A 26,047-nucleotide genomic window follows, 5' to 3' on the forward strand; every position below is an offset into this window, starting at 1 on the left:
CGCCCAGCGGCGCGCGCCGCCTTCTGCGACAATACGTTGATCAGGAATTGTACGGGAAAGCATCAGGCGCGGCGGGTGGTCGATTCGAGCCCTCCACCTTCGCGAAACCCGTCGCCAGGAACCTCACAACAGCCCCACATGACTCGCCGGGCCGTTTGCGCCGCGCCAGCTTCCGGTCCCCGAACCGGCCCTGGCGCGCCAAATGGCACAGGCATCTCGCCCCATGCGCCGCTTTCCCGCTTCCAACGAACCCGCGCTGCCCGCCACCGGGCCGCGCAACGACTGGCAGACGATCGTTTCGCTGCTGCCTTACCTCACGGCCTACAAATGGCGCGTGGCGTTCGCGCTCACCTGCCTGATCGGCGCGAAGGTGGCCAACCTCGGCGTGCCGATCGTGATGAAGCACATCGTCGACGGTCTCGCCTCGGTGCGCCATCTCACGGCGCTCGGTCGCGCGGAGCACGCGCCCGGCATCGTGCTCGCGGGCGGCATCGGACTGCTCGTGGTGGCGTACGCCGTCGTGCGTCTGTCGACGTCGCTGTTCACCGAACTGCGCGAGATCCTCTTTTCGAAGGTGACCGAGAGCGCCGTGCGCCAGCTCGCGCTCAAGGTGTTCCGCCATCTGCATGCGCTCTCGCTGCGCTTTCACCTCGAACGGCAGACGGGCGGCATGTCGCGCGACATCGAGCGCGGCACGCGCGGCATCACGCAGCTCATTTCGTACTCGCTCTACAGCATCCTGCCGACGCTCGTGGAAGTGGGCCTCGTGCTCGGCTTCTTCGCGGTGAAGTACGAGGCGTACTACGCGATCGTCACGCTCATCGCGCTCGTGGCGTACATCGTGTTCACGGTGAAGGTAACCGAGTGGCGCACGCATTTCCGCCGCACGATGAACGAGCTCGATTCGCGCGCCAACGCACGCGCGATCGATTCGCTGATCAACTACGAGACCGTGAAGTACTTCGGCAACGAAGAGTGGGAGACGAAGCGCTACGACGAGAACCTGCACCGCTACCGGCAAGCCGCGATCAAGTCGCAGCACTCGCTTTCGGCGCTCAACTTCGGACAGCAGGCAATCATCGGCACCGGGCTCGTGTTCATCCTCTGGCGCGCCACCCAGGGCGTGATGGCGGGGCGGCTCACGCTCGGCGACCTCGTGCTCATCAACACCTTCATGCTGCAGCTCTACATTCCGTTGAATTTTCTCGGCGTGGTGTATCGGGAGCTCAAGCAAAGCCTCACCGACATGGACCGCATGTTCACGCTTCTCACTGTCGAGCGCGAAGTGGCCGACGTGCCCGGCGCGCAGGCGCTTGCGGTGCGCGGCGGCGAGGTGCGCTTTGCGCACGTGAACTTCGCGTATGAGCCGTCGCGCCAGATTCTGCACGACCTGAGCTTCACGATTGCGGCGGGCACGACCACGGCCGTGGTGGGGCATAGCGGCTCGGGCAAGTCCACGCTCGCGCGGCTCCTGTTCCGCTTCTACGATCTCGATCGCTCCGATCCTGCCAAAAGCGGCGGGGCGATCACCATCGACGGCCAGGATATCCGCGATGTGACGCAGGATTCGTTGCGCGCCTCGATCGGCATCGTTCCGCAGGACACGGTGCTGTTCAACGACTCGATCTACTACAACATCGCCTATGGCCGGCCCACGGCGAGCCGCGAGGAAGTCATTGCGGCGGCGCGCGCGGCGCACATTCACGCGTTCATCGAGAGCTTGCCCAAGGGCTACGACACGTCCGTGGGCGAGCGCGGCCTGAAGCTTTCGGGCGGCGAGAAGCAGCGCGTGGCGATCGCGCGCACGCTGCTCAAGAATCCGCCGATCCTGCTGTTCGACGAGGCGACGTCAGCGCTCGATTCGCGCTCGGAGCGCGCCATCCAGCACGAGCTCGACCAGATTGCGCGCGAGCGCACCACACTCGTGATCGCGCACCGGCTCTCGACCGTCGTGCACGCGCAACAGATCATCGTGATGGATCACGGGCGCATCGTCGAGCGCGGCACGCATGCGCAATTGCTGCACGCGGGCGGCCACTATGCGCAGATGTGGGCGCTTCAGCAGCAGAAGGCGGGTGAAGCGCCCCAGTCGCAGTCACAGTCCCAGGCACAACAGGGGCAGGTGGAGTTGCCGGCGGCGGGTGGAAACTGAAGAAGCGCGCCGCGCCCGCGTTGGTACGGCGCGCCGTGTTGCCCGTTTCAGCCGTGGTGCGCGCTCGTCGAATTTCGCAGCGCGGCGTCGAGCGCTTCGAGCTGCGCGGGCGTGCCGACGTTTTCCCAGACGCCTTCATATAGCTCGCCGCTTACGCGTCCCTGCGCGATCGCCTCGCGATAGTACGGCGTGAGCGCGCGCTTCGTGCCGCGCGCGAGATCGCGGAACATGCGCGTGTCATAGAGGCCGATATTGCCGAACGTGTAACGCGGCGCGCCTTCGAGCGCGAGCCGGCCGTCGGCGCCCAGCGCGAAGTCGCCCTTCGGGTGGAACGGCGGGTTCGGCACCATCACGAGATGCATACCCGGCTGTTCTTGCGCCGCGAGCGCTTGCGCGTGCGTGTTCAGGCGCGCGAAATCGTAGGCGCTGTAGACGTCGCCGCTCACTGCGAGGAATACCTCGGGCGTGCCCGTCGACTCGATCAGCGGCAGCGCCTGGGCAATGCCGCCCGCCGTTTCGAGCGCGTCGGGCTCGGGCGAATAGTGGAGCGTCACGCCAAAGCGCTCGCCGTCGCCGAGCGCGGCTTCGATCTGCGCGCCGAGCCAGGCGTGATTGATGACGATGCGCGTGTAGCCCGCCGCGGCGAGCCGCTCGATCTGCCACACGACGAGCGGTTTGCCGCCCACGGCGAGGAGCGGCTTCGGGCAGGTGTCGGTGAGCGGGCGCATGCGCTCGCCGCGTCCGGCGGCGAAGATCATGGCGGTGCGGCCGTGGCCCGCCGTGGCCGGCGTGTGATTCGATTGGGTCATGACGGCCCGTTTCAGAAGGTGTAAGCGACTTCGACGGCGCTGCCCTGCAGCTCGTCGATGAGCCGCGCGAACGGCGCGAGCGGGCGGTAGCGGTGCGCGACCTTGCTCGCGTAGGCGAGAAAGCGCGGCAGGTCGGCCATGTAATGCGGTTTGGCGTCGCGATAGTTGATGCGGCAGAACAGGCCGAGCACCTTGATGTGGCGCTGCAGGCCCATCCACTCGAGCTGGCGGTAGAACTCGCCGAAGTCGGCATCGACGGGCAGTCCCGCTTTCTTCGCGCGCTCCCAGTAGTGCGCGAAGCAGTCGAGTTCGAACTCCTCGTCCCAGCTCAGGAACGCGTCGCGCAGCAGCGAGACGACGTCGTACGTGATCGGGCCGTACACGGCGTCCTGGAAGTCGAGCACGCCGGGGTTGGGCGTGGCGATCATCAGGTTGCGGGGCATGAAGTCGCGCAGCATGAAGCTGTGCGGCTGCGCGCGGGCGCTCGCCACGAGCAGGGCGAAGGTGCGATCGAGCACGCCGCGCGTGGCTTCGTCGACCTTGCGGCCCAGATGGCGCTCCAGATACCACTCGGGCATCAGCTCCATCTCGCGGCGCATGAAGGCTTCGTCGAACTCCGGCAGCACGCCCGGCCGCGAGCTGAGCTGCCAGCGGATCAGCGCGTCGATGGCGTCGCGCATCAGCTCGCGCGAGCGCGCGCCGGGGCCGGCTTCCTGCAGCGCATTCAGGTAGGGCGCGGTGCCGAGATCGGTCACGAGCATGAAGCCCGCGCCGAATTCGGCTTCGAGCACGCGCGGCACGTGCACGCCGGCCGCCTCGAGCAGCTGCGCGATCTGGGCGAATTCGCGGCTTTTTTCGGGCGGCGGGGCGTCGACGGCGATCAGCGACGTGCCGTGTGCGCCCGCACTCGCGAGGCGGAAATAGCGCCGAAAGCTCGCGTCGGCCGAGGCCGGGGCGAGCGTTGCGAGGTCGAGGGCGTACTGGCCGGCGTGGCTGCCGAGCCAGGCGGCGAGCAGGTCGCGGCGATTGTCGGTCGGAGAGGCGCCAGGGGCAGCGGCGGGAGAATGCGCGGCAGAAAAGGTCATGAAAGCCAGAGGCAAAATCAGTGGATCAACGTCTTGCCATATAATACCCCACGACTTTTTTGACGCGACTCGCGCCAAAGCCCGCATGACGGTTCGCTCGCCGCATTCATCGTCGCTCCAGGGGGGCGATGAATTGTAATTATTTGTTTGCAGCCCGGCCTCGATCCGGTTCATCGGGAGGCGGGTGCCCAGGCGGGCCACCATCATGGAGAGGGCAGGCGGCCGGGCCGATTCGCCAAAACCATACATGCCGCCCAGACAGTTTTTCCAGACGATCTCCCCTAGTGACGACGGCGTGCCGGGCAAGCGGCGGCTCATCGCGGCACTCCTGGCCGTACCGGGTCTGGTGCCCGCGCTCGCGCACGCCCAGCTTTCGGGCGCGGCCGCGCAGCCCGAGCAGCTCGACGGCCCGTGGAGCCTGCGGATCGCACCGCAACTCGAAGATCACCCCAATGCGTCGGGTCAGCACCCGGCGACGTTCGTGCTCGGCGATTCGACGACGGGCACGGTGGACACCGACCTCGCCGTGAAAGGCGCGTCCGAGCTGCGTCAGGGTTCGAACGTGGTGAAGGGCGACGCCCTGCACTACGACCAGGACACCGACATGGCCAATGCCTACGGCAATGTCACGGTCGTGCAGAACGGCACGACGTTCTCGGGGCCCGAGGCGCATTTGAAGGTCGAGGCGAACGAGGGCTTCATGCCCGCGCCGAAGTACCATTTCACGCTCACGGGCGGCTCGGGCAGCGCCGCGCGCGCCGACCTGCTGGACAGCGAGCGCTCGGTGCTCACGACCGGCACCTACACCGCGTGCCACTGCTCGACCAATCCGGCGTGGTACATCAAGGGCAGCGAGTTCGATTTCGACACCGGCAGCGACGAAGGCGTCGCGCACAACGCCGTGCTGTTCTTCCAGGACGTGCCGATCTTCGCGAGCCCGTGGCTGTCGTTCCCGCTTTCGGGCGACCGCCGCAGCGGCCTGCTGCCGCCGACGTTCTCGGTCAGCTCGACGAACGGCTACGAAATCTCGCTGCCGTATTACTTCAACATCGCGCCGAACCGCGACTTCACGTTCACACCCGAGATCATCTCGAAGCGGGGCGTGTTCCTGCAGGGCAACTACCGGTATCTCTCGACGAATTACTCGGGCTCGATCACCGGAACGTTCCTGCCGGACGACGCGATCACGAAGACGAACCGCTACGCGCTGTTCATCCAGCACAACCAGAACTTCGGCAACGGGTTCGGCGGTTACGTCTACTACAACAAGGTCTCGGACAACACCTATCCGTCGGACCTGTCGTCGCCGGCCAACCAGTTCCTGAACGGCACGCAGACGCTGTACCAGCAGGAAGCCGGGCTCACGTACAACAACGGGCCGTGGTCCGTGCTGGGCCGCTACCAGCACTGGCAGACCGTCGAGTCGTCGACGCCGCCGTACGGCCGCGAGCCGCAGTTGAACGTGAAGTACGCGAAGTACAACGTCGGCGGCTTCGACTACGGCATGGAAGCCGACTACTCGCGCTTCCGCATCACGGAAGACAACGCGACCGAAGGCGACCGCGTCGTCTTCAATCCGTACGTGTCGTACTCCCTGATGGGGCCGGGTTACTTCGTCACGCCGAAGGTGCAGTGGCACTTCGCGTCGTACAACCTGAGCAACATCGGCCCGGCGGGCACGACCTTCGGCTCGCCGGTCGGTACGCCGAAGAGCTTCACTGAATCGATCCCGACCTTCAGCTTCGACACGGGCCTCGTGTTCGACCGCTCGGTCCACCTGTTCGGTCAGGATTACATCCAGACGCTGGAACCGCGCCTGTACTACGTGTACACGCCGTACCGCAACCAGCAGTTCGCGCCCCTTTTCGATACCGCCGAGTCGGACTTCGGCCTCGCGGAAATCTTCACGCCGAACACCTTCGTCGGCAACGACCGCATTGCCGACGCGAACCGTCTGACGGCCGCACTGACCACGCGCTTCATCGACCCGGCTTCGGGCGACGAGCGCGCGCGTTTCGTGATCGCGCAGCAGTACTACTTCCAGGATCAGCGCGTCACGCTCAACTCGGGCGAAAGCACGAGCCAGGCGACGCATTCGGACCTGATTGCGGGCGCCGCCCTGAAAATCGGGGCCGGTTTCGCTTCGGAAACGGCGTTCCAATATAATGCGGACAGCAACCAGCTCACCAAGGCGAGCATCGGTTTCGGGTACAGCCCGGGAACGAGCCGCGTGCTGAACGTGGCCTACCGCTACACGCGCGCGAACACGACGCTCGACTTCCAGCCGATCAATCAGGTTCTGATCTCGGCTCAATGGCCGTTCTCGCACCGGGTGTACGCCGTGGGCCGCTTCAACTACGATCTGAACGGCCATCGGATCGTCGACGGCCTGGTCGGCATGCAGTACGACGCCGACTGCTGGGTGCTCGGGGTCGGCCTGCAGCGTTACGCGAACGGGCTCAATACGTCGGGCACGCCGAATTCGTCAACGCGGTTTCTCGCGCAGCTTACGCTCAAGGGACTGTCGAACGTCGACAACGGGCTGGTGGCGGCGTTCCGGACCGCAGTGCCGGGGTACACGCAGCTACCGGGTCAGGCGCCGCCGGACTCGCGCTTCACTGATTATCAATAACGCGTGATCCGGAGCGCATGGCTTGCGCCTCGGGGCAACGCGGTGTCGGTTGCATAGAGACGGGCGAAGCGTGCCCGCCAACATTGGAGTATCTGTGGGAATCATGAAAAAGCTTCGCCTGGCAGCGTACGCTGCGAGTCTCTTCGCCGTCGCAGGCGTGTTGCCGGCCGCGCCGGCGCAAGCTCAAGGTCTCCCGGCCGGCAACGGCCAGACGGTCGACACGATCGCCGCAGTCGTCAATGACGGCGTGATCACCCAGCGCGAGCTCGACAGCCGCGCCGAAATGATTGCTCACCGGCTGCAGCAGCAGAACGCGCCGGTTCCGCCCGACGAGCAGCTGCGCGCGCAGGTGCTCAACCAGATGGTGCTCGAACGCATTCAGCTCCAGAAGGCCAAGGAAGACGGCATCACCGTCGACGACGCCGGCGTGCAGCGCACGCTGGAGCGCCTGGCCCAAGCCAACGGCATGGATCTCGCCACCTATCGCGCACGCATCGAGGCGGCCGGCGTGCCCTGGACCACCTTCACGCGCGACGCACGTACGGAGCTCACGCTCTCGAAGCTGCGCGAGAAGGAAGTGGACAGCAAGGTCACGGTGACCGACGCCGAAGTCGCGAACTACATCGCGAGCCAGCGCGGACCGAACGCGGGCCAGTCGAGCGACCTGCACTTCCAGCACATCTTCATCAAGGCGCCGCTGAACGCCTCGGAAACCGACATCGAAGCCGCGCAGGCGAAGGCCAATGCGCTGCTCAAGGAAGCCCAGTCGGGTGGCAAGTTCGAGAGCCTCGCGAAGTCGAACTCGCAGGCGAGCGACGCGGGCAAGGGCGGCGACATGGGTTTCCTGCCGCAGTCGAAGCTGCCGCCTGAATTCGTGACCGCCGCTTCCACGATGCGTCCGGGCGAGGTGAACCCGTCGGTGATCCGCACCAACGACGGCTTCGAGATCGTGCGCCTCGTCGAGCGCCGCCAGGGCCAGGGCACGGCCGCCGATGCGCCCAAGCTCGTGCAAACCCACGTGCGCCACATCCTGCTGCGCGTGGGCGACGGCATGTCCGAGCCCCAGGCGCGCCAGAAGCTGCTCGAAATCCGCCAGGAAATCGCGGCGGGCGGCGACTTCGCGAAGTTCGCGCGCACCTACTCGCAGGACGGCTCGGCTTCGCAGGGCGGCGACCTCGGCTGGATCAGCCCGGGTGAGACCGTGCCTGAATTCGAGCGCGCCATGAACACGCTGCAGGACAACCAGCTGAGCGAGCCGGTGCGCACCGAGTACGGCTACCACTTGATCCAGGTGCTGGGCCGCCGCGACGCCGAAGGCTCGATCGCGCAGCAAATGGAACTCGCGCGCCAGGCCATCGGCCAGCGCAAGGCGGAGCAGGCCTACGCCGACTGGCTGCGCCAGCTGCGCGACAGCGCCTACGTCGATTACAAGATCGCGGGCATGACGCCGCCGCACAACTAAGAGTCATCAAGGGATCGAGCCATGAACGCCTCCGCATCGTCGTCGCCGGCTCCGCGGAGGGCGGGGCCGATCCGCATTGCCATCACCACGGGTGAGCCGGCCGGCGTCGGCCCCGAGCTGACCGCCGCCGCACTGGCGGGTGCCTCGGCACATTGGCCCGACGCGCAGTTCGTCGTGCTAGGCGACAGCGCGCTGCTCGAAGCGCGCGCGCAGGCCGCGAAAGTCGACTGGGCCGCCGTGCTGGCAAACCAGCCCGTGCAGGTCGAGCATGTGGCGCTCGCCACGCCCGCCAAGGCCGGCAAACTCGACGCCGCCAACGGCCGCTATGTGCTGGCGCTGCTCGACCGCGCCATCGACGGCGCACTGGCCGGCGAGTTCGACGCCATCGTCACCGCGCCGCTGCAAAAGAGCACCATCAACGACGCCGGCGTACCCTTCACCGGCCACACCGAATACCTCGCCGAACGCACGCACACGCCGCGCGTGGTCATGATGCTGGCGGGCACCGGCGCGCGCCCGCTGCGCGTGGCGCTCGCGACGACGCATTTGCCGCTCAAGGACGTGTCGGCGGCGCTCACCGTCGAGGGGCTCGTCGAAACCCTTGGCATCATCGACCATGACCTGCGCCATCATTTCGGCGTGCCGCTGCCGCGCATCCTCGTGACCGGCCTCAACCCGCATGCGGGCGAGAATGGCTACCTGGGGCGCGAGGAAATCGACACGATCTCGCCGGCGCTGGCCGCCGCCGCCACGCAAGGCATCGACGCGCGCGGTCCATACCCCGCCGACACGCTGTTCCAGCCGCGCTACCTCAAGGACGCCGACTGCGTGCTGGCGATGTTCCACGACCAGGGCCTGCCGGTCCTGAAATACGCGACGTTCGGCGAAGGCATCAACGTCACGCTCGGCTTGCCGATCGTGCGCACCTCGGTCGATCATGGCACCGCGCTCGACCTCGCCGGCACTGGCCGCGCGGACGCGGGGAGCCTGATCGCCGCCCTCGACACCGCCGTTTCGATGGCGCGCCACCGGCGCGCTATCTGATTGATTCCAGAGAAGATGTCCAATAGCAGCAGACAGCACCAGGGCCACTTCGCGCGCAAGCGCTTCGGCCAGAACTTCCTCGTCGACACGGGCGTGATCGATTCGATCGTCGACGTGATCCGGCCGCAGCGCGGCGAGCGCATGGTCGAAATCGGGCCGGGTCTCGGCGCGCTCACCGAGCCGCTCATCGAACGGCTCGCCACGCCCGAGTCGCCGCTGCACGCGGTCGAACTGGACCGCGACCTGATCGCGCGCCTCACGAAGAAGTTCGGCCCGCTGCTCGAACTCCACGCGGGCGACGCGCTCGCGTTCGACTTCGGCTCGCTCGCTGAGCCGGGCGAGAAGCCCTCGCTGCGCATTGTCGGCAACCTGCCGTACAACATTTCGAGCCCGCTGCTGTTTCACCTCACCACGTTCGCCGAGCGCGTGATCGACCAGCACTTCATGCTGCAGAACGAAGTGGTCGAGCGCATGGTGGCGGAGCCCGGCAGCAAGGCGTTCGGCCGTCTCACGGTGATGCTCCAGTACCGCTACGTGATCGACAAGCTGATCGACGTGCCGCCCGAATCGTTCCAGCCGCCGCCCAAGGTGGATTCGGCGATCGTGCGCATGATTCCCTACGCGCCGCACGAACTGCCGAAGGTGAACGACGCCATGCTCGGCGAACTCGTGACGGCCGCCTTCTCGCAGCGCCGCAAGATGCTGCGCAACACGCTCAGCGATTACCGCGAGCGCCTCGATTTCGACGCGCTGGGCTTCGACCTGGCGCGCCGTGCCGAGGAAGTGCCCGTCGAGGAGTATGTGAGTCTCGCGCAGGCGCTGGAAGGGGCTGGCGGCGCGTGATATGCGCGTGGTGCGCCGCCGCCTTGCCGGTGCACTAAGCGTCGTCGCTCAGGCCGCCTCGGCGCGCTGCGCCTCGTAGGCCTTGAGCTGGCTGTAGACGACGCGCAGCACCGAAAGCTCGCTCGACGCGTGCGGTGCCGCGCCGCCACGCTGGATCAGGTCGCCGAGCACGTGATCGGCCTCGATGCGCGAACCGTTCTGCACGTCGCGCAGCATCGAGGCGGTGAGCGACGAACCCTTGGCGAACAGCATCGCCCGCGAACGCTCGAGGAAGCTGTCGCGCACGGCGTGGCCGTGTCCGGCTGCGATCGCGCGGCATTCGGCGAACAGGCGCTCGATGATCGCGGCGCCATCGGGCGTGGCGAGAATCGCGCCGATGGGCGCACGGAAAAGACACGTGCTGCCCGCGAGCGACGCGAGGAACACCCACTTCTCCCACATCTCCTGAAGGATGTGATCGCTCGCCTTGACGTGAAAGCCGGCATTGCCGAACTGATCCGCCACGGCTTGCACACGCGCCGAGACGCCGCCGCCGAGTTCGCCGAACGTGATGGCCTGCACGTCGTTCAGATGGACGATCTCGCGCTTGTCGTTAAGCGTGGACGCGATGAGGCAGACGCCGCCCAGCACTGCCTGCGTACCGAAGCGAGCCTGCAGGACTTCGAGATGACGCATGCCGTTGAGCAGCGGCAGGATCAACGTGTTGGGCCCGACCGCTGCGGCGAACGAATCGATGGCATTGTCGAGGTCGTAGGCCTTGCAGCTCAGCAGGACGAGATCGAACGGCTGGCCGCCTTGCGAGTCGAGCGCTTCGCGCGTGACGGTCTTGACGTCGCGCAGCGTCAGATCGCCCGCCGGACTGCGGATGACGAGCCCCGCTTCGCGCAGTTGCGCGGCGCGCGCCTCGCGTACCAGAAACGTCACGTCGCGCCCCGCAGCGACGAGCCGGCCGCCGAAATAGCCGCCCGTCGCACCCGCACCGACTACCAGAATTCGCATGTCTACTCCTTGATCCTTATGTTCGTTGCTTGCGCGCGTTGCTTACGCCTGGCTGGCGAAATTGCAGCGGCAATTTCGGGATGGCGTCCATGCTAGAGCAAATCGGCGCATCTTGCCGGCGCCGGCAGGGCCGGCGTGTTTTTGGTACAGTCCGTTTTTTGACGACGGCAAAACGGAGTACACCATGCGCCTGCTGCACACGATGATCCGGGTCGGCGACCTCGATCGCTCGATCAAGTTCTATACCGAACTGCTCGGCATGAAACTGCTGCGCCGCGAAGACTACCCCGATGGCAAGTTCACGCTGGCCTTCGTCGGGTACACGGACGAGCGCGACGGCACCGTGCTCGAACTGACGCACAACTGGGATACGGCTTCCTACGATCTTGGGACGGGCTTCGGCCACCTGGCGGTCGAAGTGGAAGATGCCTACGCTGCCTGCGCCAAGATCAAGGAGCAGGGTGGGACCGTGGTGCGCGAAGCCGGCCCGATGAAGCACGGAACTACGGTGATCGCGTTCGTGACCGATCCGGATGGGTACAAGATCGAGTTTATTCAGCGCAAGAAGTAAGGACGTTGGTAGTACAGGCTGGCAGTCCAGCCTGTTTCTTCGATGAATTGCTTCGAACTGCGAATGAATTGAAATTCAGCTGGAATTCGCGCACTCGCAATGGAGATATCACATCCCCGGCACCATCTCGGGCGGATGCTGCTTAAGCTGCTTCCTCGCCTCGCGAAATTCCGGAAAAATCGACTCCACCGTTTGCCAGAACCTCGGGCTGTGATTCATCTCGCGCAAATGCGCGAGTTCATGCGCCACCACGTAGTCCACAACTGAGAGCGGAAAATGAATCAGCCGCCAGTTCAAGCGAATCCTGCCTTCGCTTGAACAGCTGCCCCACCGCGTCGCCGCCGAAGAAAGCGCATAAGACCGGAACGAGACGCCAAGCTTCTCGGCATACACCTCGAGGCGCTCACCGAAAATCCGCGTCGCTTCGCCCTGCAGCCATCCAGTCACGCGGTCCTTGATCTGCTGCGCGTCGGCATGCGGCGGCAGCGGCAACGCAAGCACGCGCGTCTCGTGATCGAACGCGAGTAAAGAAGCCCCCAGCTTCACCGTAATCGGCTTGCCAAGAAAAGGCAGTTCAGCCCCGTCGCTCCATTCCACGCGCGGCAAGGCGCGCTGCTCCGTGCGCGTCTGCCATTCGGCGATCTTGGCGAAGATCCACCGCTGCTTCTCGGCGATAGCGGTTTCGATATCGGCGATCGTGACCCACCGGGGCGCCGTGATGCTGAGCCCGGTACCATCGATCACGAACCCGATCGATTTACGCGACGAGCGCTTGAGCCGGTAATGCAGCGTGCGCGCGCCAAGCACGACAGTACGCAGCCGCGTGCCATCGGGCGCAAGCGGTGCCTTGCCGGGCTTTTCGGGCGACAGCGGCGTTCCGGGCTGCGGTGTGAGAGTGGGGGAGGACGCATCGGGCGCCACAACAGGCGCCGGTTCAGCAAAGAGCGGCAAGTCGAGCTGCCGGTTGTCGAGTGCCGCGTTTGGGCGCGGCGTGGGGGACTTCTGCATCGTCAGGCCTGGTGCGGGTGGGCGTGCGCGGCGTGGACGTGTGCCGTTCGCGGGGCGTTTGCGCGGGGCTGCTGGCGCCGTGTCGCGCGGCGCGCTCAGCCGTGCGGCGAGCAGCGCCCACATCCGCGCCACGACGCTTCGTGCGACGCGGGTCAGCCCGCCCTGCGCCTCAAATCCGTGCCGCTTTCGCCGCTGCGCCATCCGTTTCGCGATATGCCTCAGGATCGATCCGCCGCATTTCCGTTTCGATCCACGTTTCCACGCGCGTGTTCACTTCGTCGGGCGTGAGTCCGGTCGTCTCGATCGGCTTGCCGATCGACACCGTGACTATACCCGGATATTTGATGAACGAGTTTCGGGGCCAGACGTGGCCCGCGTTGTGCGCGATCGGCACCACGGGCGCGCCCGTTTCGATGGCGAAACGCGGGCCGCCGGTCTTGTACTTGCCCTGCTTGCCCACCGGAATACGCGTGCCTTCGGGGAACATGATCACCCATGCGCCTTCGGCCATGCGCTGCTTGCCCTGGCGGATCACCGAGGTGAATGCGTTCTTGCCTTCCTTGCGGTTGATGTGAACCATCTTCAGCATGCCCAGCGCCCAGCCGAAGAACGGCACGAACAGCAGCTCGCGCTTGAACACGTAGCACATTGGCCGCGGCATGAGCGCGGGGAACGCCAGCGTCTCCCATGCGGACTGGTGCTTCGAAAGCAGCACGGCCGGCCCGTCGGGCAGGTTCTCCATGCCCTCGATGCGGTAGCGAATGCCATTGAGGTGGCGCGCAACGAAGAGCGTGGAGCGGCACCAGCCCACGGCCATCCAGTAGCGCCGCGTCGCGTTCATGAACGGGAACGCGATAAAGCACGCCGTGGCGTACGGCATCGTGTAGACGATGAAATAGATGAACAGCAGCAGGGAGCGGAGAAAGCGCATCGGTCGAGCCGGTTTAATGTTCGCGTAAGCCGCCTGCGCCTTTACGCAGTGACGTTCGCGAGAAAGTCGAGCGCGAAAGCGCGCAGGTCGTCGTGGATCAGCGTGCCTTCGGGCAGGCCGCCGGCGGCGAGCGTCTTCTCGCCCTTGCCCGAACGCACGAGGTGCGTGCGAAAGCCGAGTGCCGCGCCTGCCTGCAGATCGCGCAGCGAGTCGCCGACCACCGGGGTATCGGCCGGTTCGATCTCGAAGCGTTCCGCGATCATCTTGAGCATGCCCGGTTGCGGCTTGCGGCACTCGCAGTGGTCCTGCGCCGTGTGCGGGCAGAAGAACACGGCGTCGATGCGTCCGCCCACGGCTGCCGCCTGGCGGTGCATCTTCGCGTGCATGGCGTTGAGCGCGGCCATGTCGAACAGTCCGCGTCCGATGCCCGACTGGTTCGACGCGACCGCGACGCGATAGCCCGCCTGATTCAGGCGCGCGATCGCTTCGAGGCTGCCGGGTATCGCGACCCATTCGTCCGGCGACTTGATGAACGCGTCGGAGTCGACGTTGATCACGCCGTCGCGGTCGAGGATCACGAGTTTTCTGGTGGTGCTGGTCGGCATGGCGTTTCGCTCAGTTCCGCATGTTTCCGCTTATGCAGCGAGCCGCGAGATGTCCGCGACGCTGTTCATCTGGCGATGCAGCGCCTTGAGCAGCGCGAGGCGGTTCGCCCGCAGCGCCGGGTCTTCGGCGTTGACCATCACGTCGTTGAAGAACGTGTCGACGGTCTCGCGCAGCGCCGCGAGCGCGGTGAGCGCGCCCGTGTACTCGCGCGCGGCGAGTTGCGTTTCCACGCGCGGCGCGACCTGTTCGAGCTGCGCGAAGAGCGCCTTCTCGGCGGATTCGACGAAGAGCGCGATCTGCACGCCGGCGTCTTGCGCACCCTCGGACTTCTTGAGGATGTTCGAGATGCGCTTGTTGGCCGCCGCGAGCGAGGCCGCTTCCGCGAGCGCAGCGAATTCGCGCACCGCGTCGAGACGCGAGACGATGTCGTCGAAGCGCGTGGGGTTCAGCGCGAGCACCGCGTCCACTTCGGTGGCCGCGAAGCCGCGTTCGCGCAGCATGCCGCGCAGGCGGTCCATGCAGAACTCGTAGATGGCCTGGGTCGATTCCGCCACGGCCTCGATGCCGGCAAATTGCGCGGAGGTGGCGCGCAGCAGCTCGACGAGGTCGAGCGGCAACTGCTTCTCGACGAGAATGCGCAGCACGCCCAGCGCGTGACGGCGCAGCGCGAACGGGTCCTTCTCGCCCGTGGGCGCGAGGCCGATGCCCCAGATGCCGACGAGCGTTTCCAGCTTGTCCGCGAGCGCGACGATCGTGCCCGTCGTGGTGGCGGGCAGGGCGTCGCCGGAGAAGCGCGGCTGGTAGTGCTCGGAGCACGCAATCGCCACTTCTTCGGGCTCGCCGTCGTGGCGCGCGTAGTAGGTGCCCATCGTGCCTTGCAGCTCGGGGAACTCGCCCACCATGTCGGTCAACAGGTCGGCCTTCGCGAGGCGCGCGCCGCGTTCCGCGAGCACGATATCGGCGCTGCACATCAGGGCGATCCGGCCGGCGAGCGCTTCGAGGCGCTCCACGCGCTGCAGCTGCGAGCCGAGCTTGTTGTGATACACCACGTTCGCGAGCAGCGGCACACGGTCGGCCAGCGGCTTCTTCTTGTCCTGCTCGAAGAAGAACTTCGCGTCGGCCAGACGCGGGCGCACCACGCGCTCGTTGCCCTCGACGATCTCGTCGGGCGTTGGCGTCGCGATGTTCGAGACGATCAGGAAGCGCGAGCGCAGCCGGCCCTGGTCGTCGGTGAGCGCGAAGTACTTCTGGTTCGTCTGCATCGTAAGGATCAGGCATTCCTGCGGCACTTGCAGGAACTCGTCCTCGAACTTGCACGCGTACACGACCGGCCATTCGACGAGCGAATTCACTTCGTCGAGCAGCGACTCGGGCATCACGACCTTGTCGCTGCCGGCCTGTTCGATCAGTTGCGCGCGAATCGATTCGCGGCGGTCGGCGTAGCTCGCGATCACGAAGCCCTTGTGCTGCAGCGTGTGCGCGTACTCGTCGGCGTGCTGGATGGCGATCAGGCCTTCGGAGAGGAAGCGGTGGCCGCGCGTGGTGTCGTCGGCGTCGACGCCGAATGCCGTGACCGGCACGATCTGGTCGCCGTGCAGCACCGTGAGGCGATGCACCGGGCGCACGAACTGCACGTTGCTGCCGTCCGGGCGCTGGTAGGTCATGACCTTCGGGATCGGCAGCTTGCCGAGCGCTTCGTCGAGCACGGCCTGCAGGCCGTCGGCGAGCGTGGCGCCCGGCGCCGAGTAGCGCAGGAAGAACGCTTCGTTCTTGCCGTCGCTCGCGCGCTCGAGGTCGCTCACGGGGAAATCGGGGAAGCCGAGCGCCGCGAGCTTCTTCGCGAGCGGGGCGGTGGGCTGGCCGTTGGCGTCGAGCGCGACCGAAGCGGGCAGCACTTTTTCGCGCACCTGCTTTTCGGGCGCGACGCTGCGCACGTTCCTGATCGTGACGGCGAGGCGGCGCGGCGTGGCGTAACGTTCGAACGAGAGATCGCCTTCGATCAGGTCGCGCGCGGCGAGGCGCTGCGCGATGCCTTCGGCGAACGCGTCGCCGAGGCGCGCGAGGGCCTTCGGCGGCAGTTCCTCGGTCAGCAGTTCGACGAGGAGAGTGGCGTGATGAGCTTGCGTCATTGTTCTTGAGATCCGGTCATGCCTCGTCGAACTTGCGTTCGACCTTCAGCGGCGGCGCCCAGGCGGGCATCGCGGCGTCCTGTTCGTCGGTAGTGAGGCCCGGCACGCCGTGCACGGGGTTGCCGAGCATCGGGAAGCCAAGCTTTTCGCGCGACTCGTAGTACGACTGCGCCACGCTGCGCGACAGCGCGCGAATGCGGCCGATGTACGCTGCGCGCTCCGTCACGGAGATCGCGCCGCGCGCGTCGAGCAGGTTGAACGTGTGGCCGGCCTTGAGCACGAGTTCGTAGGCGGGCAGCGCGAGTTGCAGGTCGATCATGCGCTTCGCTTCGGCTTCGTACGCGTTGAAGAACGTGAACAGCAGGTCGACGTTCGCGTGCTCGAAGTTGTAGGTCGATTGCTCGACTTCGTTCTGGTGGTAGACGTCGCCGTAGGTTAGGCGGCGCATTTCCGCGCCGTTCGGGCCTTGTTCTTCCCACTCGGTCCAGACGAGGTCGTAGACGTTCTCGACCTTTTGCAGATACATCGCGAGACGCTCGAGACCGTAGGTGATTTCGCCGAGCACCGGCTTGCAGTCGATGCCGCCCACCTGCTGGAAGTAGGTGAACTGCGTGACTTCCATGCCGTTGAGCCACACTTCCCAGCCGAGGCCCCAGGCGCCGAGCGTGGGGTTCTCCCAGTCGTCTTCGACGAAGCGCACGTCGTTCTGCTTCAGGTCGAAGCCGAGCGCCTCGAGCGAGCCGAGGTACAGGTCGAGAATGTTCTCCGGCGCGGGCTTGAGGACCACCTGGTATTGGTAGTAGTGCTGCAGACGGTTCGGGTTCTCGCCGTAGCGGCCGTCCTTCGGGCGGCGCGAAGGCTGCACGTAGGCCGCGCGCCACGGCTCGGGGCCGATTGCGCGCAGGAAGGTGTGGACGTGCGAGGTGCCGGCGCCGACTTCCATGTCGATCGGCTGGAGCAGTGCGCAGCCCTGCTTGTCCCAGTAAGACTGGAGCGTCAGGATGATTTGCTGAAACGTGAGCATGTGTGCCTGCAGTGTCTTTCGGGCTTTCGGGGGCGGAATGCGGCGGCCGGAGCCAGGCGAGCGCGCCGGCCGGGCGGCGATGCTCCGCCTTGCCCCTTCCCCTTGCGTGGCCCGGGCCGGGAGCCGGCCAGGTGCTAAAACGTTGAATTTTACCGGATTGCCGGCGCCTTGAGACCTGGACGGGGTTCGGGCGGCCGGCAGCGGTGTGGTGGCGTCGTCAGCGCGAGGTTGCGTGCGCTTTGTGCGCGGCTTATTTTTCGTTCGCCGGCTTGCGCTCTTTCGCGCCCTTGAACGCCGGTCCGAACGCAAAGCCGAGCGCCAGCAGCAGCAACGAAACGGCGATCACCGTGTTGTTGCCGCTCGTCACGTAGGGCGTGAAGCCGCTCGTGCCTTCCACCTTCACGTCGAGCGAGCCCACCGTGAACGTCGGCAAACGTGCGATCACGCGGCCTTTCGCGTCGATGGCGGCGGTGGCGCCCGTATTGGTCGCGCGCAGCATCGGGCGGCCGGTTTCGAGCGAGCGCATGCGCGCGATCTGCAGGTGCTGGTCGAGCGCGATGGTGTCGCCGAACCACGCGAGGTTCGTCGAGTTGATCAGGATGCCCGGCGAGGTCGGGCTCTCGCGCACGGTGCGGGCGATCTCCTCGCCGAAGATGTCCTCGTAGCAGATGTTCACCGCCACGAGCTCGCCGTGCACGCGGAAGGGCGGCTGCACGGGCGCCCCGCGCGCGAAGTCGCCGAGCGGGATGTTCATGAGATTGACGAACCAGCGGAAGCCCCAGGGCACGAATTCGCCGAAGGGCACGAGGTGATGCTTGTCGTAGCGATAGAGGCCGTTCTGGCCCGGCGTGATGCCGAAGAGGCTGTTGGTGTAGTCGATCACGCGGCCGTCGGACGTGATCGTGCCGCCCACGGCGCCGAACAGGATAGCGGTGTTGGTGCCGTCGGCGAAGGCGCGGACATCGCGGCCGAACTTCTGGGGAATTTCCTGCACGAGCACCGGCACCGCGGTTTCGGGCGTGACGACGAGATCGGCGGGCTTTTCGGTAATCAGCTTCTGGAACTCGTTGAGCGCGTCGATCATGCCCTGCTCGGAGAACTTCATGTCCTGCTTGACGTTGCCTTGCAGCAGCCGCACGTTCAGCGGCGTGCCGGAGGGTTGCGTCCACGAGACGAGCGAGAGCAGCAGGCCGGCGGCGATGACGGCGAGAGCAAGCAGCGCCGGCGTCGCCACTGCGCCGCGCCGGGGCGCCATGCCGCCTTGGCCTTTCACGTCGCCCGCACGCAAAACCGCCTGCGCGATGAGCGCCGCGACGAGCGCGAGCACCCAGCCCACGCCATACACGCCCACGATCGGCGCAAAACCGGCGAGCGGACCGTCCACTTGCGCGTAGCCGCTCGCAAGCCAGGGAAAGCCGGTGAACACATAGCCGCGCGCCCATTCGCCGAGCGCCCACGCGCTTGCGAACGCGAACGCGCCGTGCCACGTGGGCGAGAACGGCAATTCGCCGCTACGCCCGTTCTTCGCGTGTCCCGCGCAAAACGACCAGACGAGTGCGGCGAGCGCCGGATACAGCCCGAGGTAAAGCGAGAACAGCACGAGCGCGGCGCCCGCGAGCACCGCGGGCATGCCGCCGTAGAAGTGCATGCTCACGTAGAGCCACCACACGCCGCTCACGAAGTTGCCGAAGCCGAACGCCCAGCCAGTGAAGAGCGCGCTCTTCCAGCCGGTGGTGCGCGTGAGCCAGACGTAGAACAGCGCAAAGATCGCAATGGCGAGCCAGCCGCCGTGCGGCGTGGGCGCGAACGACAGCGTGTTGAGCGCACCCAGCCCGGCGGCGGCGAGATAGTGCCAGAAGGGCAGCGCGCGGCGCGCGGCGCCGTTGGTGGTTTCGCTCGCGCGCGTCTCGGTGTGCGTGCGGGTATCGATCGGTTCGGCCATGCGGTGCGGTGGAAGGCGATGGAAAGCGCGCTGAAAAGCGCGAGCGCGGATTGCGCGACGAGCGCAACGATAGCACTTTCGTGCGACGGTACCGGGATGGTCTCCCGGGGACGGATCGAAGCGTCGGCGCGCTCGAAGCAAAAACGCCAGCCCGAAGGCTGGCGTCGTTTGCGCGAGAGCCGGCGCGCTCGCGTTGGGTCAGGTGCCCGGCGGCTGCAGCGCGGCTTCGCGCTGTCCTGCCATCGGGTCGCGCCGCACCAGCAGCATGTGAACCTGGCGCGCGTCGGCGCGCAGCACCTCGAAGATCAGGTCGTCGATGCGCACCTTCTCCCCGCGATGCGGCACGTGCCCGAAGTGATTCGTGACGAAGCCGCCGATCGTATCGACTTCTTCATCCGGGTAATGGGTGCCGAACGCCTCGTTGAACTGCTCGATTTCGGTGAGCGCGCGCACGCGGAACCGCCCGTCGGGCGAGGCGATGATGTTGCCGCTTTCCTCGTCGAAGTCGTACTCGTCCTCGATGTCGCCGACGATCTGTTCCAGCACGTCTTCGATCGTGATGAGGCCGGCCACGCCGCCGTATTCGTCCACGACGATGGCGATGTGATTGCGGTTCTGACGAAAGTCGTGCAGCAGCACGTTCAGGCGCTTGGACTCGGGGATGAACACGGCCGGGCGCAGCATGCCGCGCACGTCGAATTCCTCTTCGGCGTAGTAGCGCAGCAGGTCTTTCGCGAGTAGCACGCCGATCACGTTGTCGCGGTTGCCGTCGTACACGGGGTAGCGCGAGTGCGCTTTCTCGAGCACGAACGGAATGAATTCGTCAGGACTTTCGGCGATGTTGATCGCGTCCATCTGGGCGCGCGGGATCATGATGTCGCGCGCGCATAGCTCGGACACCTGGAACACGCCTTCGATCATCGAAAGCGAATCGGCGTCGATCAGGTTGCGCGCGTGCGCGTCCTGGAGGATTTCGAGAAGCTCGCTGCGCGAGTCGGGCTCGGGCGAGATGAAGTCGGTCAGCCGCTCGAGTAGCGAGCGCTTTTCCTGCGGTTTGTCGGTCTGGCGTCGACTGGGATAAGAGTCGTTCATGGCGGTGCGCCCTTTGCCGCTGGGGGCAGGGCGCGCTGTTGCGGAAGGTTAAGGATACAACATGCCTGTGGCGCTACCGTGTATTGCCACACAAAGGACACACACCGGCAGATCAATCCTAACGCAGATGCGGCGTGGCCGCCCGGTGGACGAAAAAGCGGCGCGGCGTGAGTCCGGCCTCAAGCGCAGCGCGCGAGCAGCCGCTCCAGCGCGCGGTCGCGCATGCCGCTCTCGCGCAGTGCATCCACGGTGCGGCGCACGTAGTCGAGCGTCGAGCCGTAGCGGCCCGACGCGCAGCCGAACACGGTGCGCACGGTGGCTTCGGAAAGCTTGCCGGTGTAAGACGCCACATCACGGCGCATGACGAAGGCGAGCGCGTCGACGCGGCGGCCGTCTGCGAGCACACAGGGCAGCCAGGCGGGGCGGTACGAGCCCATCGGCATCTCGCGGCGCCAGAGCGCTTCGAGGTGCGGCATCACGCCTTCGGCCGCAAGCCGGAACGCGACGCCCGCGCACGAGCCGCCGCGGTCGAGCGCGAGCACGAGGCCGGGCTGCTCAGGCGTGCCGCGGTTCACGCGCGACCACAGATACAGCCCGCGATGGTAGCCGTGCACGCGCGAACGCACGTTCTCGACGGTGGGCAGCCCAGGGTTCCAGATCAGCGAGCCATAGCCGAACAGCCAGATGTCGCTCGCGCTGTCCCAGCCTCGCGCTTTCAGCGTGCAGTCGAGCGAGGCGCGCAACTCGTCTTCGCTCAGGAGCCGCGACTCGCCGAGTGCCGGCGGGTAGCCGGGGCAGGGCACGCTCGCATCGCCCGCCTCGGGCAGTGCTGAGGGTTCGGCGAAATCGGGCGTGCGTTTGTCGTTCATGACGGGGGCTTACTTGTACGGATCAGGAAAGCCTAGCGAGTTGAGGACCTCGGTCTCGATGCCTTCCATCTCTTCGGCTTCGGTCTCGTCTTCGTGATCGTAACCCTGCGCGTGCAGCGCGCCGTGCACGAGCAGATGCGCGTAGTGCGCGGCGAGCGGCTTGCCCTGCTCGGCGGCTTCCTTTTCCACCACGGGGCAGCACAGGATCAGATCGCCCGTGACCGGATCGTCCTCGCTCTCCGCATAGGCGAAGGTGAGCACGTTGGTCGCGTAGTCCTTGCCGCGATACGTGCGGTTCAGCGTGCGGCCTTCCTCGGCGTCGACGAAGCGCACGGCCAGTTCCGCGTCCGCGAATAGCGCGGCCTTGAGCCACGCCGCCACGGTGGCGCGCGGCAGCGCGGCCTTGTGCTCGGGGAACGCCTTCGCGGCGGGGAACTGCACGGTCAGTTTGAGTTTTGGTGCGCGGGGCATGGGGCTAAAGCTGTGAGACGACGCAGGCGGCGGCGTTAGCGCGCGTCGCCAACGCCTTCGTCTTTTTTCGAATGCGCGTCATAAGCCTCGACGATACGCGCGACGAGCGGATGGCGCACGACGTCCGCGCTCGTGAAGTGCGTGACGGCGATGCCGCGCACGTCCTTCAGCACATGCTGCGCTTCGATCAGGCCGCTCTTGTGGCCGCGCGGCAAGTCGATCTGCGTGGTGTCGCCGGTCACGACCGCCTTCGAGCCGAAGCCGATACGCGTGAGGAACATCTTCATCTGCTCGGGCGTGGTGTTCTGCGCCTCGTCGAGAATGATGAACGCGTGATTGAGCGTGCGCCCGCGCATGTAGGCGAGCGGCGCGATTTCGATCATCTGGCGCTCGAACATCTTCGCGGTCTTGTCGAAGCCGAGCAGATCGTAAAGCGCGTCGTACAGCGGACGCAGATACGGATCGACCTTCTGTGACAGATCGCCGGGCAGGAAGCCCAGACGCTCGCCCGCTTCCACGGCCGGACGCGTGAGCACGATGCGCTTGACCTGGTCGCGCTCGAGCGCGTCCACCGCGCAGGCCACGGCGAGATAGGTCTTGCCGGTGCCCGCAGGGCCGATGCCGAACGTCACGTCGTGCGAGATGATCTGCTTCAGATATTCGCGCTGCGCAGGCGTGCGGCCGCGCAGGTCGGCGCGCCGCGTGTAGAGCTTCGGGCCCAGTTCCTCGACATCGACGCCTTCGCCCGCGGGCTCGTCGAACGGATGATCGGGGTCGCCGCGAAAGCGCGGGTCGATCTCGGCGGCGTCGTTGCCACCGCTATTGCCGCCGTTCACATTGCCGCGCACGCCGCCGTGGCCATTGCCGCGCGGATCGTTCGCCGAGTTGCTGCGGAAGTTCGCAGGGTGCCGGGCTTCGACGAGCGCCAACTGAATGTCGTCGACGGAGAGCGGATCGCGCGCCTGGTTGTAGAAGTTCTCGAGCGCCGCGAGCGCCAGCCTGGCGCCACGCCCGCGAATCGTGATGCGATGGCCGCGCCGCGCGAGCGTCACGTCGAGCGCTTGCTCGATCTGGCGCAGGTTTTCGTCGAGCGGGCCGCAGAGGTTGGCGAGCCGCGCGTTGTCGTCGCGCGGCGCGGTGAATTCCAGATGCTGCTGATTGGGCTTCAAGGTGTCTCTGAACTCCTGAATTCCTGGCTGGGTGCGCCGAGCCGATTAATGCGCGAGCGTCGAAGCGTCTTCGTGCGCGAGCACGAGTTCGCCGCGCAGCGAGTGCGGGTACGCGTGGTTGATCTTCACGTCGATCATCTGGCCGATCAGGCGCGCGTGCGAAGCGCGCGGCGCCGGGAAGTTCACCACCCGGTTGTTCTGCGTGCGGCCCGAGAGTTCGCTCGGGTCCTTGCGCGAAGGGCCTTCCACGAGAATGCGCTCGACCCGGCCGACCATCGACTGGCTGATGCGCGCGACGTTCTCTTCGATCGTGGCCTGCAGGTGCTGCAGGCGCTTGAGCTTCACTTCGCGCGGCGTGTCGTCTTCGAGATTCGCGGCGGGCGTGCCCGGGCGCGGGCTGTAGATGAACGAGAAGCTCGTGTCGTAGCTCATCTCCTCGACGAGCGCCATCATCTTCTGGAAGTCCTCTTCGGTCTCGCCGGGGAAGCCGACGATGAAGTCCGTGGAGAGCGACAGGTCCGGGCGGATCGCGCGCAGCTTGCGGATGATCGACTTGTACTCGAGCACGGTGTAGCCGCGCTTCATCGCCATGAGCACGCGGTCCGAGCCGTGCTGCACCGGCAGATGCAGGTGGCTCACGAGCTTGGGCACCTTCGCGTAGGTGTCGATCAGGCGCTGCGTGAATTCCTTCGGGTGCGAAGTCGTGTAGCGGATGCGCTCGATGCCGGGGATTTCGGCGACGTATTCGATCAACGTGGCGAAGTCGGCGACGTCGTGCGCGCCATTCGTGAGCGCGCCACGATAGGCGTTGACGTTCTGGCCAAGCAGCGTGACTTCACGCACGCCCTGGTCGGCGAGGCCCGCGATTTCGGTGAGCACGTCGTCGAGCGGACGCGAGACTTCCTCGCCGCGCGTGTAGGGCACGACGCAGTAGCTGCAGTATTTCGAACAGCCTTCCATGATCGAGACGAACGCGCTCGGGCCTTCCACGCGCGCGGGCGGCAGATGGTCGAACTTCTCGATTTCGGGGAAGCTGATGTCCACCTGCGCGCGGCCCGAGGCGCGGCGCGCGTCGATCATCTGCGGCAGGCGGTGCAGCGTTTGCGGGCCGAACACGAGGTCCACGTACGGCGCGCGCGCGACGATCGCCGCGCCTTCCTGGCTGGCCACACAGCCGCCCACGCCGATCAGCAGGTTCGGGTTCGCTTCCTTGAGCTCGCGCACGCGGCCGAGGTCGGAGAAGACCTTCTCCTGCGCCTTTTCGCGCACCGAACAGGTGTTGAAGAGGATGACGTCCGCGTCTTCGGGGGTGTCGGTCTTCACGAGACCTTCGGCAGCGCCGAGTACGTCGACCATCTTGTCGGAGTCGTACTCGTTCATCTGGCAGCCAAAGGTCTTTACATAAACTTTCTTGGTCATCGGGTTTCGCCGTTCGCAGTGGTTGACCTGGGGGCGTCGTCCGCTTGATGCACGCGCGTGATGCACGGTCTGCACGTCAGGACTACGGTGTTCTATGGGGGCCGAATCGAGATGCAGGGAAGCCGGCTATGAGGCCGGCGTTGGCATCCTGTTTCTGGCCATGCGCGTGTGGCAACTTGGGACGTTCCGGGTTGCTCTTTTGTTCTGTTTGCCGGTGCCGCATTTGCCGATATTGGCCAATGCGGACGCGCCTGCGGATCGCTTTCTGCGCAATCCGACATTATATCCGTTTGCGTCTGCGGCTTTGCGTCGCTTCGGCCGGATCCGTGCAGGGGACGAGCGCCTCGAGTTCGCCCGAAGTCTGCGCGAAGCGCTCGGTGAGGAAATCGAGCAGCGCCCGCACGCGCGGCGCGAGAAAGCGATTGCGGTGGTAGAGCGCGTGCAGCGGCGCGTCGGGGTAGCGCCACTCGGGCATCACGGTCTTGAGCCGCCCGGCGCGCAGATCCTCCGCGACATCCCAGATCGACTTCACCGCGAGGCCATAGCCGCACAGCGCCCACTGGCGCGCGACTTCGCCATCCGTCGACTCGAGCGCGCCATCGAGCGGCACCGTATAGGTCTGCGTTTCGGTTTGCGATCCGCTGCCGCGCGTGAAGCGCCACTCGTTCACCGGCCCCGCCGCCGAACCGATCACGATGCAGTCGAAACGGGCCAGATCGTTCGGCTCCCGCGGCTCGCCGCAGCGTGCGAGGTACGCGGGCGAGGCGCACAGCACGCGGCGGTTCGGCGCGAGCCAGCGCGCCACGAGCGAACTGTCCTGCGGCGTGCCGAAGCGGATCGCGAGATCGATGTCTTCGAGCACGAGATTCGAGAGCGAGTCGGTCAGCATCAGCGCGAAACGCACGTCGGGGTAGAGCGCGCGGAATTCGTCGAGCCAGGTCATCAGCAGATTGCGGCCGAAATCCGAGGTCGCCGAAATGCGCACCTTGCCGCGCACCGCGTTCTGGCCCTCCTGCAAGGCCGCCTTGGCGTCGTCGAGCGAGCGCAGCGCGTGCTCGCTGCAGGTGAGGTAGAGGCGGCCTTCGTCGGTGAGGCGCAGCTGGCGGGTGGTGCGGTCGAACAGACGCGCGCGCAGCTCCGCTTCGAGCCGCGCGAGCCGGGCGCTGGCCGCCGCGGGCGTGAGGCCGAGCTTGCGGCCCGCCGCGGAAAGGCTGCCGAGGCGTGCCGCCTCTACGAACAGGCGCACGTCGCCGAGGTTGTCCATCGCGATTATTAGAAATGGATTGAAAATGATTCAAATGCTACGCCAATTATCAAATTCGAGCGTAGCCGCGACAATGCGCGTGTTTTCAGGACAGCCGCCCAGGCCTGCACGCCATGCAACTCGATCACGTCACGCTCGTCACGCCCGACCTCGAAGGCACATGCCGCTTCTTTCGCGACGTCGTCGGCCTCGAAGACGGCCCGCGTCCGCCGTTTCGCGTGGACGGCCACTGGCTCTACGCGCACGGCCGCCCGGTCATCCATCTGGTCGAGGCGACCGGGCCCGCGCGGTTGCCAGGCGGTGCGTCTGCGCTCGTCGCGCCGCGCATCGACCACGTGGCGTTTCGCGTGGCGCCGGGCATCGAGTGGCGCGCGCTCGTCGAGCGGCTTGCCGCGCACCGCGTGCCGTACCAGCTGGCGGAGGTGCCCGCGAGCGCGGAAGTGCAGCTGTTCGTTGCGCTCGCGCCCGGTGTCGTCGTCGAGTTCGTGACGTCGCTGGCGGCCGGCGCGGCGGCTTGATGGCCGCT

At 66.4% G+C, this 26,047-nt stretch carries 22 protein-coding genes; 7 read left to right on the forward strand and 15 right to left on the reverse strand.

Features of this window, described 5'->3' with window-relative positions:
- Positions 1 to 223 precede the first annotated feature (223 nt).
- On the forward strand, positions 224 to 2,152 hold the full coding sequence (locus AB4Y42_RS09395) for an ABC transporter ATP-binding protein/permease (protein ID WP_368694217.1): 1,929 nt from the start codon (positions 224 to 226) through the stop codon (positions 2,150 to 2,152).
- 47 nt (positions 2,153 to 2,199) lie between these two features.
- Here AB4Y42_RS09395 and murU read toward each other — a convergent pair whose 3' ends face one another.
- Positions 2,200 to 2,961 carry an N-acetylmuramate alpha-1-phosphate uridylyltransferase MurU gene (gene murU, locus AB4Y42_RS09400; protein ID WP_368694032.1) on the reverse strand — a complete coding sequence of 254 codons (762 nt, stop codon included), beginning with the start codon at positions 2,959 to 2,961 and terminating at the stop codon, positions 2,200 to 2,202.
- Between the two features lie 11 nt (positions 2,962 to 2,972).
- A complete protein-coding gene (locus tag AB4Y42_RS09405; protein WP_368694033.1) occupies positions 2,973 to 4,046 on the reverse strand; it encodes an aminoglycoside phosphotransferase family protein in 1,074 nt (357 codons plus the stop codon).
- A 247-nt stretch (positions 4,047 to 4,293) separates the two neighbouring features.
- On the opposite strand from AB4Y42_RS09405, the gene AB4Y42_RS09410 reads away from it, so the two are divergent.
- From AB4Y42_RS09410 to rsmA, 4 genes are all read left to right on the forward strand, one after another.
- On the forward strand, positions 4,294 to 6,678 hold the full coding sequence (locus AB4Y42_RS09410) for an LPS-assembly protein LptD (protein ID WP_368687550.1): 2,385 nt from the start codon (positions 4,294 to 4,296) through the stop codon (positions 6,676 to 6,678).
- A gap of 94 nt (positions 6,679 to 6,772) precedes the next feature.
- Positions 6,773 to 8,140 (forward strand): peptidylprolyl isomerase, encoded by a 1,368-nt coding sequence (locus AB4Y42_RS09415; protein ID WP_368687551.1) that lies wholly within the window; start codon positions 6,773 to 6,775, stop codon positions 8,138 to 8,140.
- A 21-nt stretch (positions 8,141 to 8,161) separates the two neighbouring features.
- On the forward strand, positions 8,162 to 9,184 hold the full coding sequence (gene pdxA, locus AB4Y42_RS09420; protein WP_368694034.1) for a 4-hydroxythreonine-4-phosphate dehydrogenase PdxA: 1,023 nt from the start codon (positions 8,162 to 8,164) through the stop codon (positions 9,182 to 9,184).
- 15 nt (positions 9,185 to 9,199) lie between these two features.
- Positions 9,200 to 10,027: a 16S rRNA (adenine(1518)-N(6)/adenine(1519)-N(6))-dimethyltransferase RsmA gene (rsmA, locus tag AB4Y42_RS09425; RefSeq protein ID WP_368694035.1), complete on the forward strand. Its 828-nt coding sequence runs from the start codon at positions 9,200 to 9,202 to the stop codon at positions 10,025 to 10,027.
- Between the two features lie 48 nt (positions 10,028 to 10,075).
- Here rsmA and panE read toward each other — a convergent pair whose 3' ends face one another.
- Positions 10,076 to 11,026, reverse strand: coding sequence for a 2-dehydropantoate 2-reductase (gene panE, locus AB4Y42_RS09430; RefSeq protein ID WP_368694036.1), 951 nt, complete (start codon positions 11,024 to 11,026; stop codon positions 10,076 to 10,078).
- 184 nt (positions 11,027 to 11,210) lie between these two features.
- Here panE and gloA point away from each other — a divergent pair, with 184 nt between their 5' ends.
- The gene (gloA, locus tag AB4Y42_RS09435; protein WP_368694037.1) at positions 11,211 to 11,597 is read left to right on the forward strand and encodes a lactoylglutathione lyase; all 387 of its coding nucleotides are present in this window, start codon (positions 11,211 to 11,213) and stop codon (positions 11,595 to 11,597) included.
- Positions 11,598 to 11,705: 108 nt separating this feature from the next.
- Here gloA and AB4Y42_RS09440 read toward each other — a convergent pair whose 3' ends face one another.
- From AB4Y42_RS09440 to AB4Y42_RS09495, 12 genes are all read right to left on the reverse strand, one after another.
- Positions 11,706 to 12,605 (reverse strand): SprT family zinc-dependent metalloprotease, encoded by a 900-nt coding sequence (locus tag AB4Y42_RS09440; RefSeq protein ID WP_342921257.1) that lies wholly within the window; start codon positions 12,603 to 12,605, stop codon positions 11,706 to 11,708.
- Between the two features lie 169 nt (positions 12,606 to 12,774).
- Positions 12,775 to 13,536 (reverse strand): 1-acyl-sn-glycerol-3-phosphate acyltransferase, encoded by a 762-nt coding sequence (locus AB4Y42_RS09445; protein ID WP_133182884.1) that lies wholly within the window; start codon positions 13,534 to 13,536, stop codon positions 12,775 to 12,777.
- 41 nt (positions 13,537 to 13,577) lie between these two features.
- Positions 13,578 to 14,141, reverse strand: a complete 564-nt coding sequence (gene gmhB / locus AB4Y42_RS09450; RefSeq protein ID WP_368687556.1) for a D-glycero-beta-D-manno-heptose 1,7-bisphosphate 7-phosphatase — start codon at positions 14,139 to 14,141, stop codon at positions 13,578 to 13,580.
- Positions 14,142 to 14,171: 30 nt separating this feature from the next.
- Entirely contained in the window at positions 14,172 to 16,271 is a 2,100-nt protein-coding gene (gene glyS / locus AB4Y42_RS09455) for a glycine--tRNA ligase subunit beta (protein WP_368694038.1), read from the reverse strand.
- 16 nt (positions 16,272 to 16,287) lie between these two features.
- Entirely contained in the window at positions 16,288 to 17,295 is a 1,008-nt protein-coding gene (gene glyQ, locus AB4Y42_RS09460) for a glycine--tRNA ligase subunit alpha (protein ID WP_368687558.1), read from the reverse strand.
- A gap of 250 nt (positions 17,296 to 17,545) precedes the next feature.
- On the reverse strand, positions 17,546 to 19,237 hold the full coding sequence (gene lnt / locus AB4Y42_RS09465; RefSeq protein ID WP_368694039.1) for an apolipoprotein N-acyltransferase: 1,692 nt from the start codon (positions 19,235 to 19,237) through the stop codon (positions 17,546 to 17,548).
- 198 nt (positions 19,238 to 19,435) lie between these two features.
- Positions 19,436 to 20,329, reverse strand: coding sequence for an HlyC/CorC family transporter (locus AB4Y42_RS09470; RefSeq protein WP_368687560.1), 894 nt, complete (start codon positions 20,327 to 20,329; stop codon positions 19,436 to 19,438).
- A gap of 179 nt (positions 20,330 to 20,508) precedes the next feature.
- Positions 20,509 to 21,198, reverse strand: a complete 690-nt coding sequence (locus AB4Y42_RS09475) for a gamma-glutamylcyclotransferase (RefSeq protein ID WP_368694040.1) — start codon at positions 21,196 to 21,198, stop codon at positions 20,509 to 20,511.
- Between the two features lie 9 nt (positions 21,199 to 21,207).
- Complete coding sequence (gene ybeY / locus AB4Y42_RS09480; protein ID WP_028205986.1) at positions 21,208 to 21,669, reverse strand: rRNA maturation RNase YbeY; 462 nt, start codon at positions 21,667 to 21,669, stop codon at positions 21,208 to 21,210.
- A gap of 35 nt (positions 21,670 to 21,704) precedes the next feature.
- Complete coding sequence (locus tag AB4Y42_RS09485; RefSeq protein WP_368694041.1) at positions 21,705 to 22,838, reverse strand: PhoH family protein; 1,134 nt, start codon at positions 22,836 to 22,838, stop codon at positions 21,705 to 21,707.
- 45 nt (positions 22,839 to 22,883) lie between these two features.
- Entirely contained in the window at positions 22,884 to 24,257 is a 1,374-nt protein-coding gene (gene miaB, locus AB4Y42_RS09490; RefSeq protein ID WP_368694042.1) for a tRNA (N6-isopentenyl adenosine(37)-C2)-methylthiotransferase MiaB, read from the reverse strand.
- A 280-nt stretch (positions 24,258 to 24,537) separates the two neighbouring features.
- Positions 24,538 to 25,521: a LysR family transcriptional regulator gene (locus AB4Y42_RS09495; RefSeq protein ID WP_368687565.1), complete on the reverse strand. Its 984-nt coding sequence runs from the start codon at positions 25,519 to 25,521 to the stop codon at positions 24,538 to 24,540.
- Between the two features lie 113 nt (positions 25,522 to 25,634).
- On the opposite strand from AB4Y42_RS09495, the gene AB4Y42_RS09500 reads away from it, so the two are divergent.
- Entirely contained in the window at positions 25,635 to 26,039 is a 405-nt protein-coding gene (locus AB4Y42_RS09500; RefSeq protein ID WP_368694043.1) for an extradiol dioxygenase, read from the forward strand.
- Positions 26,040 to 26,047 lie beyond the last annotated feature (8 nt).

Source organism: Paraburkholderia sp. EG286B (assembly GCF_040965655.1).
Taxonomy (GTDB): domain Bacteria; phylum Pseudomonadota; class Gammaproteobacteria; order Burkholderiales; family Burkholderiaceae; genus Paraburkholderia.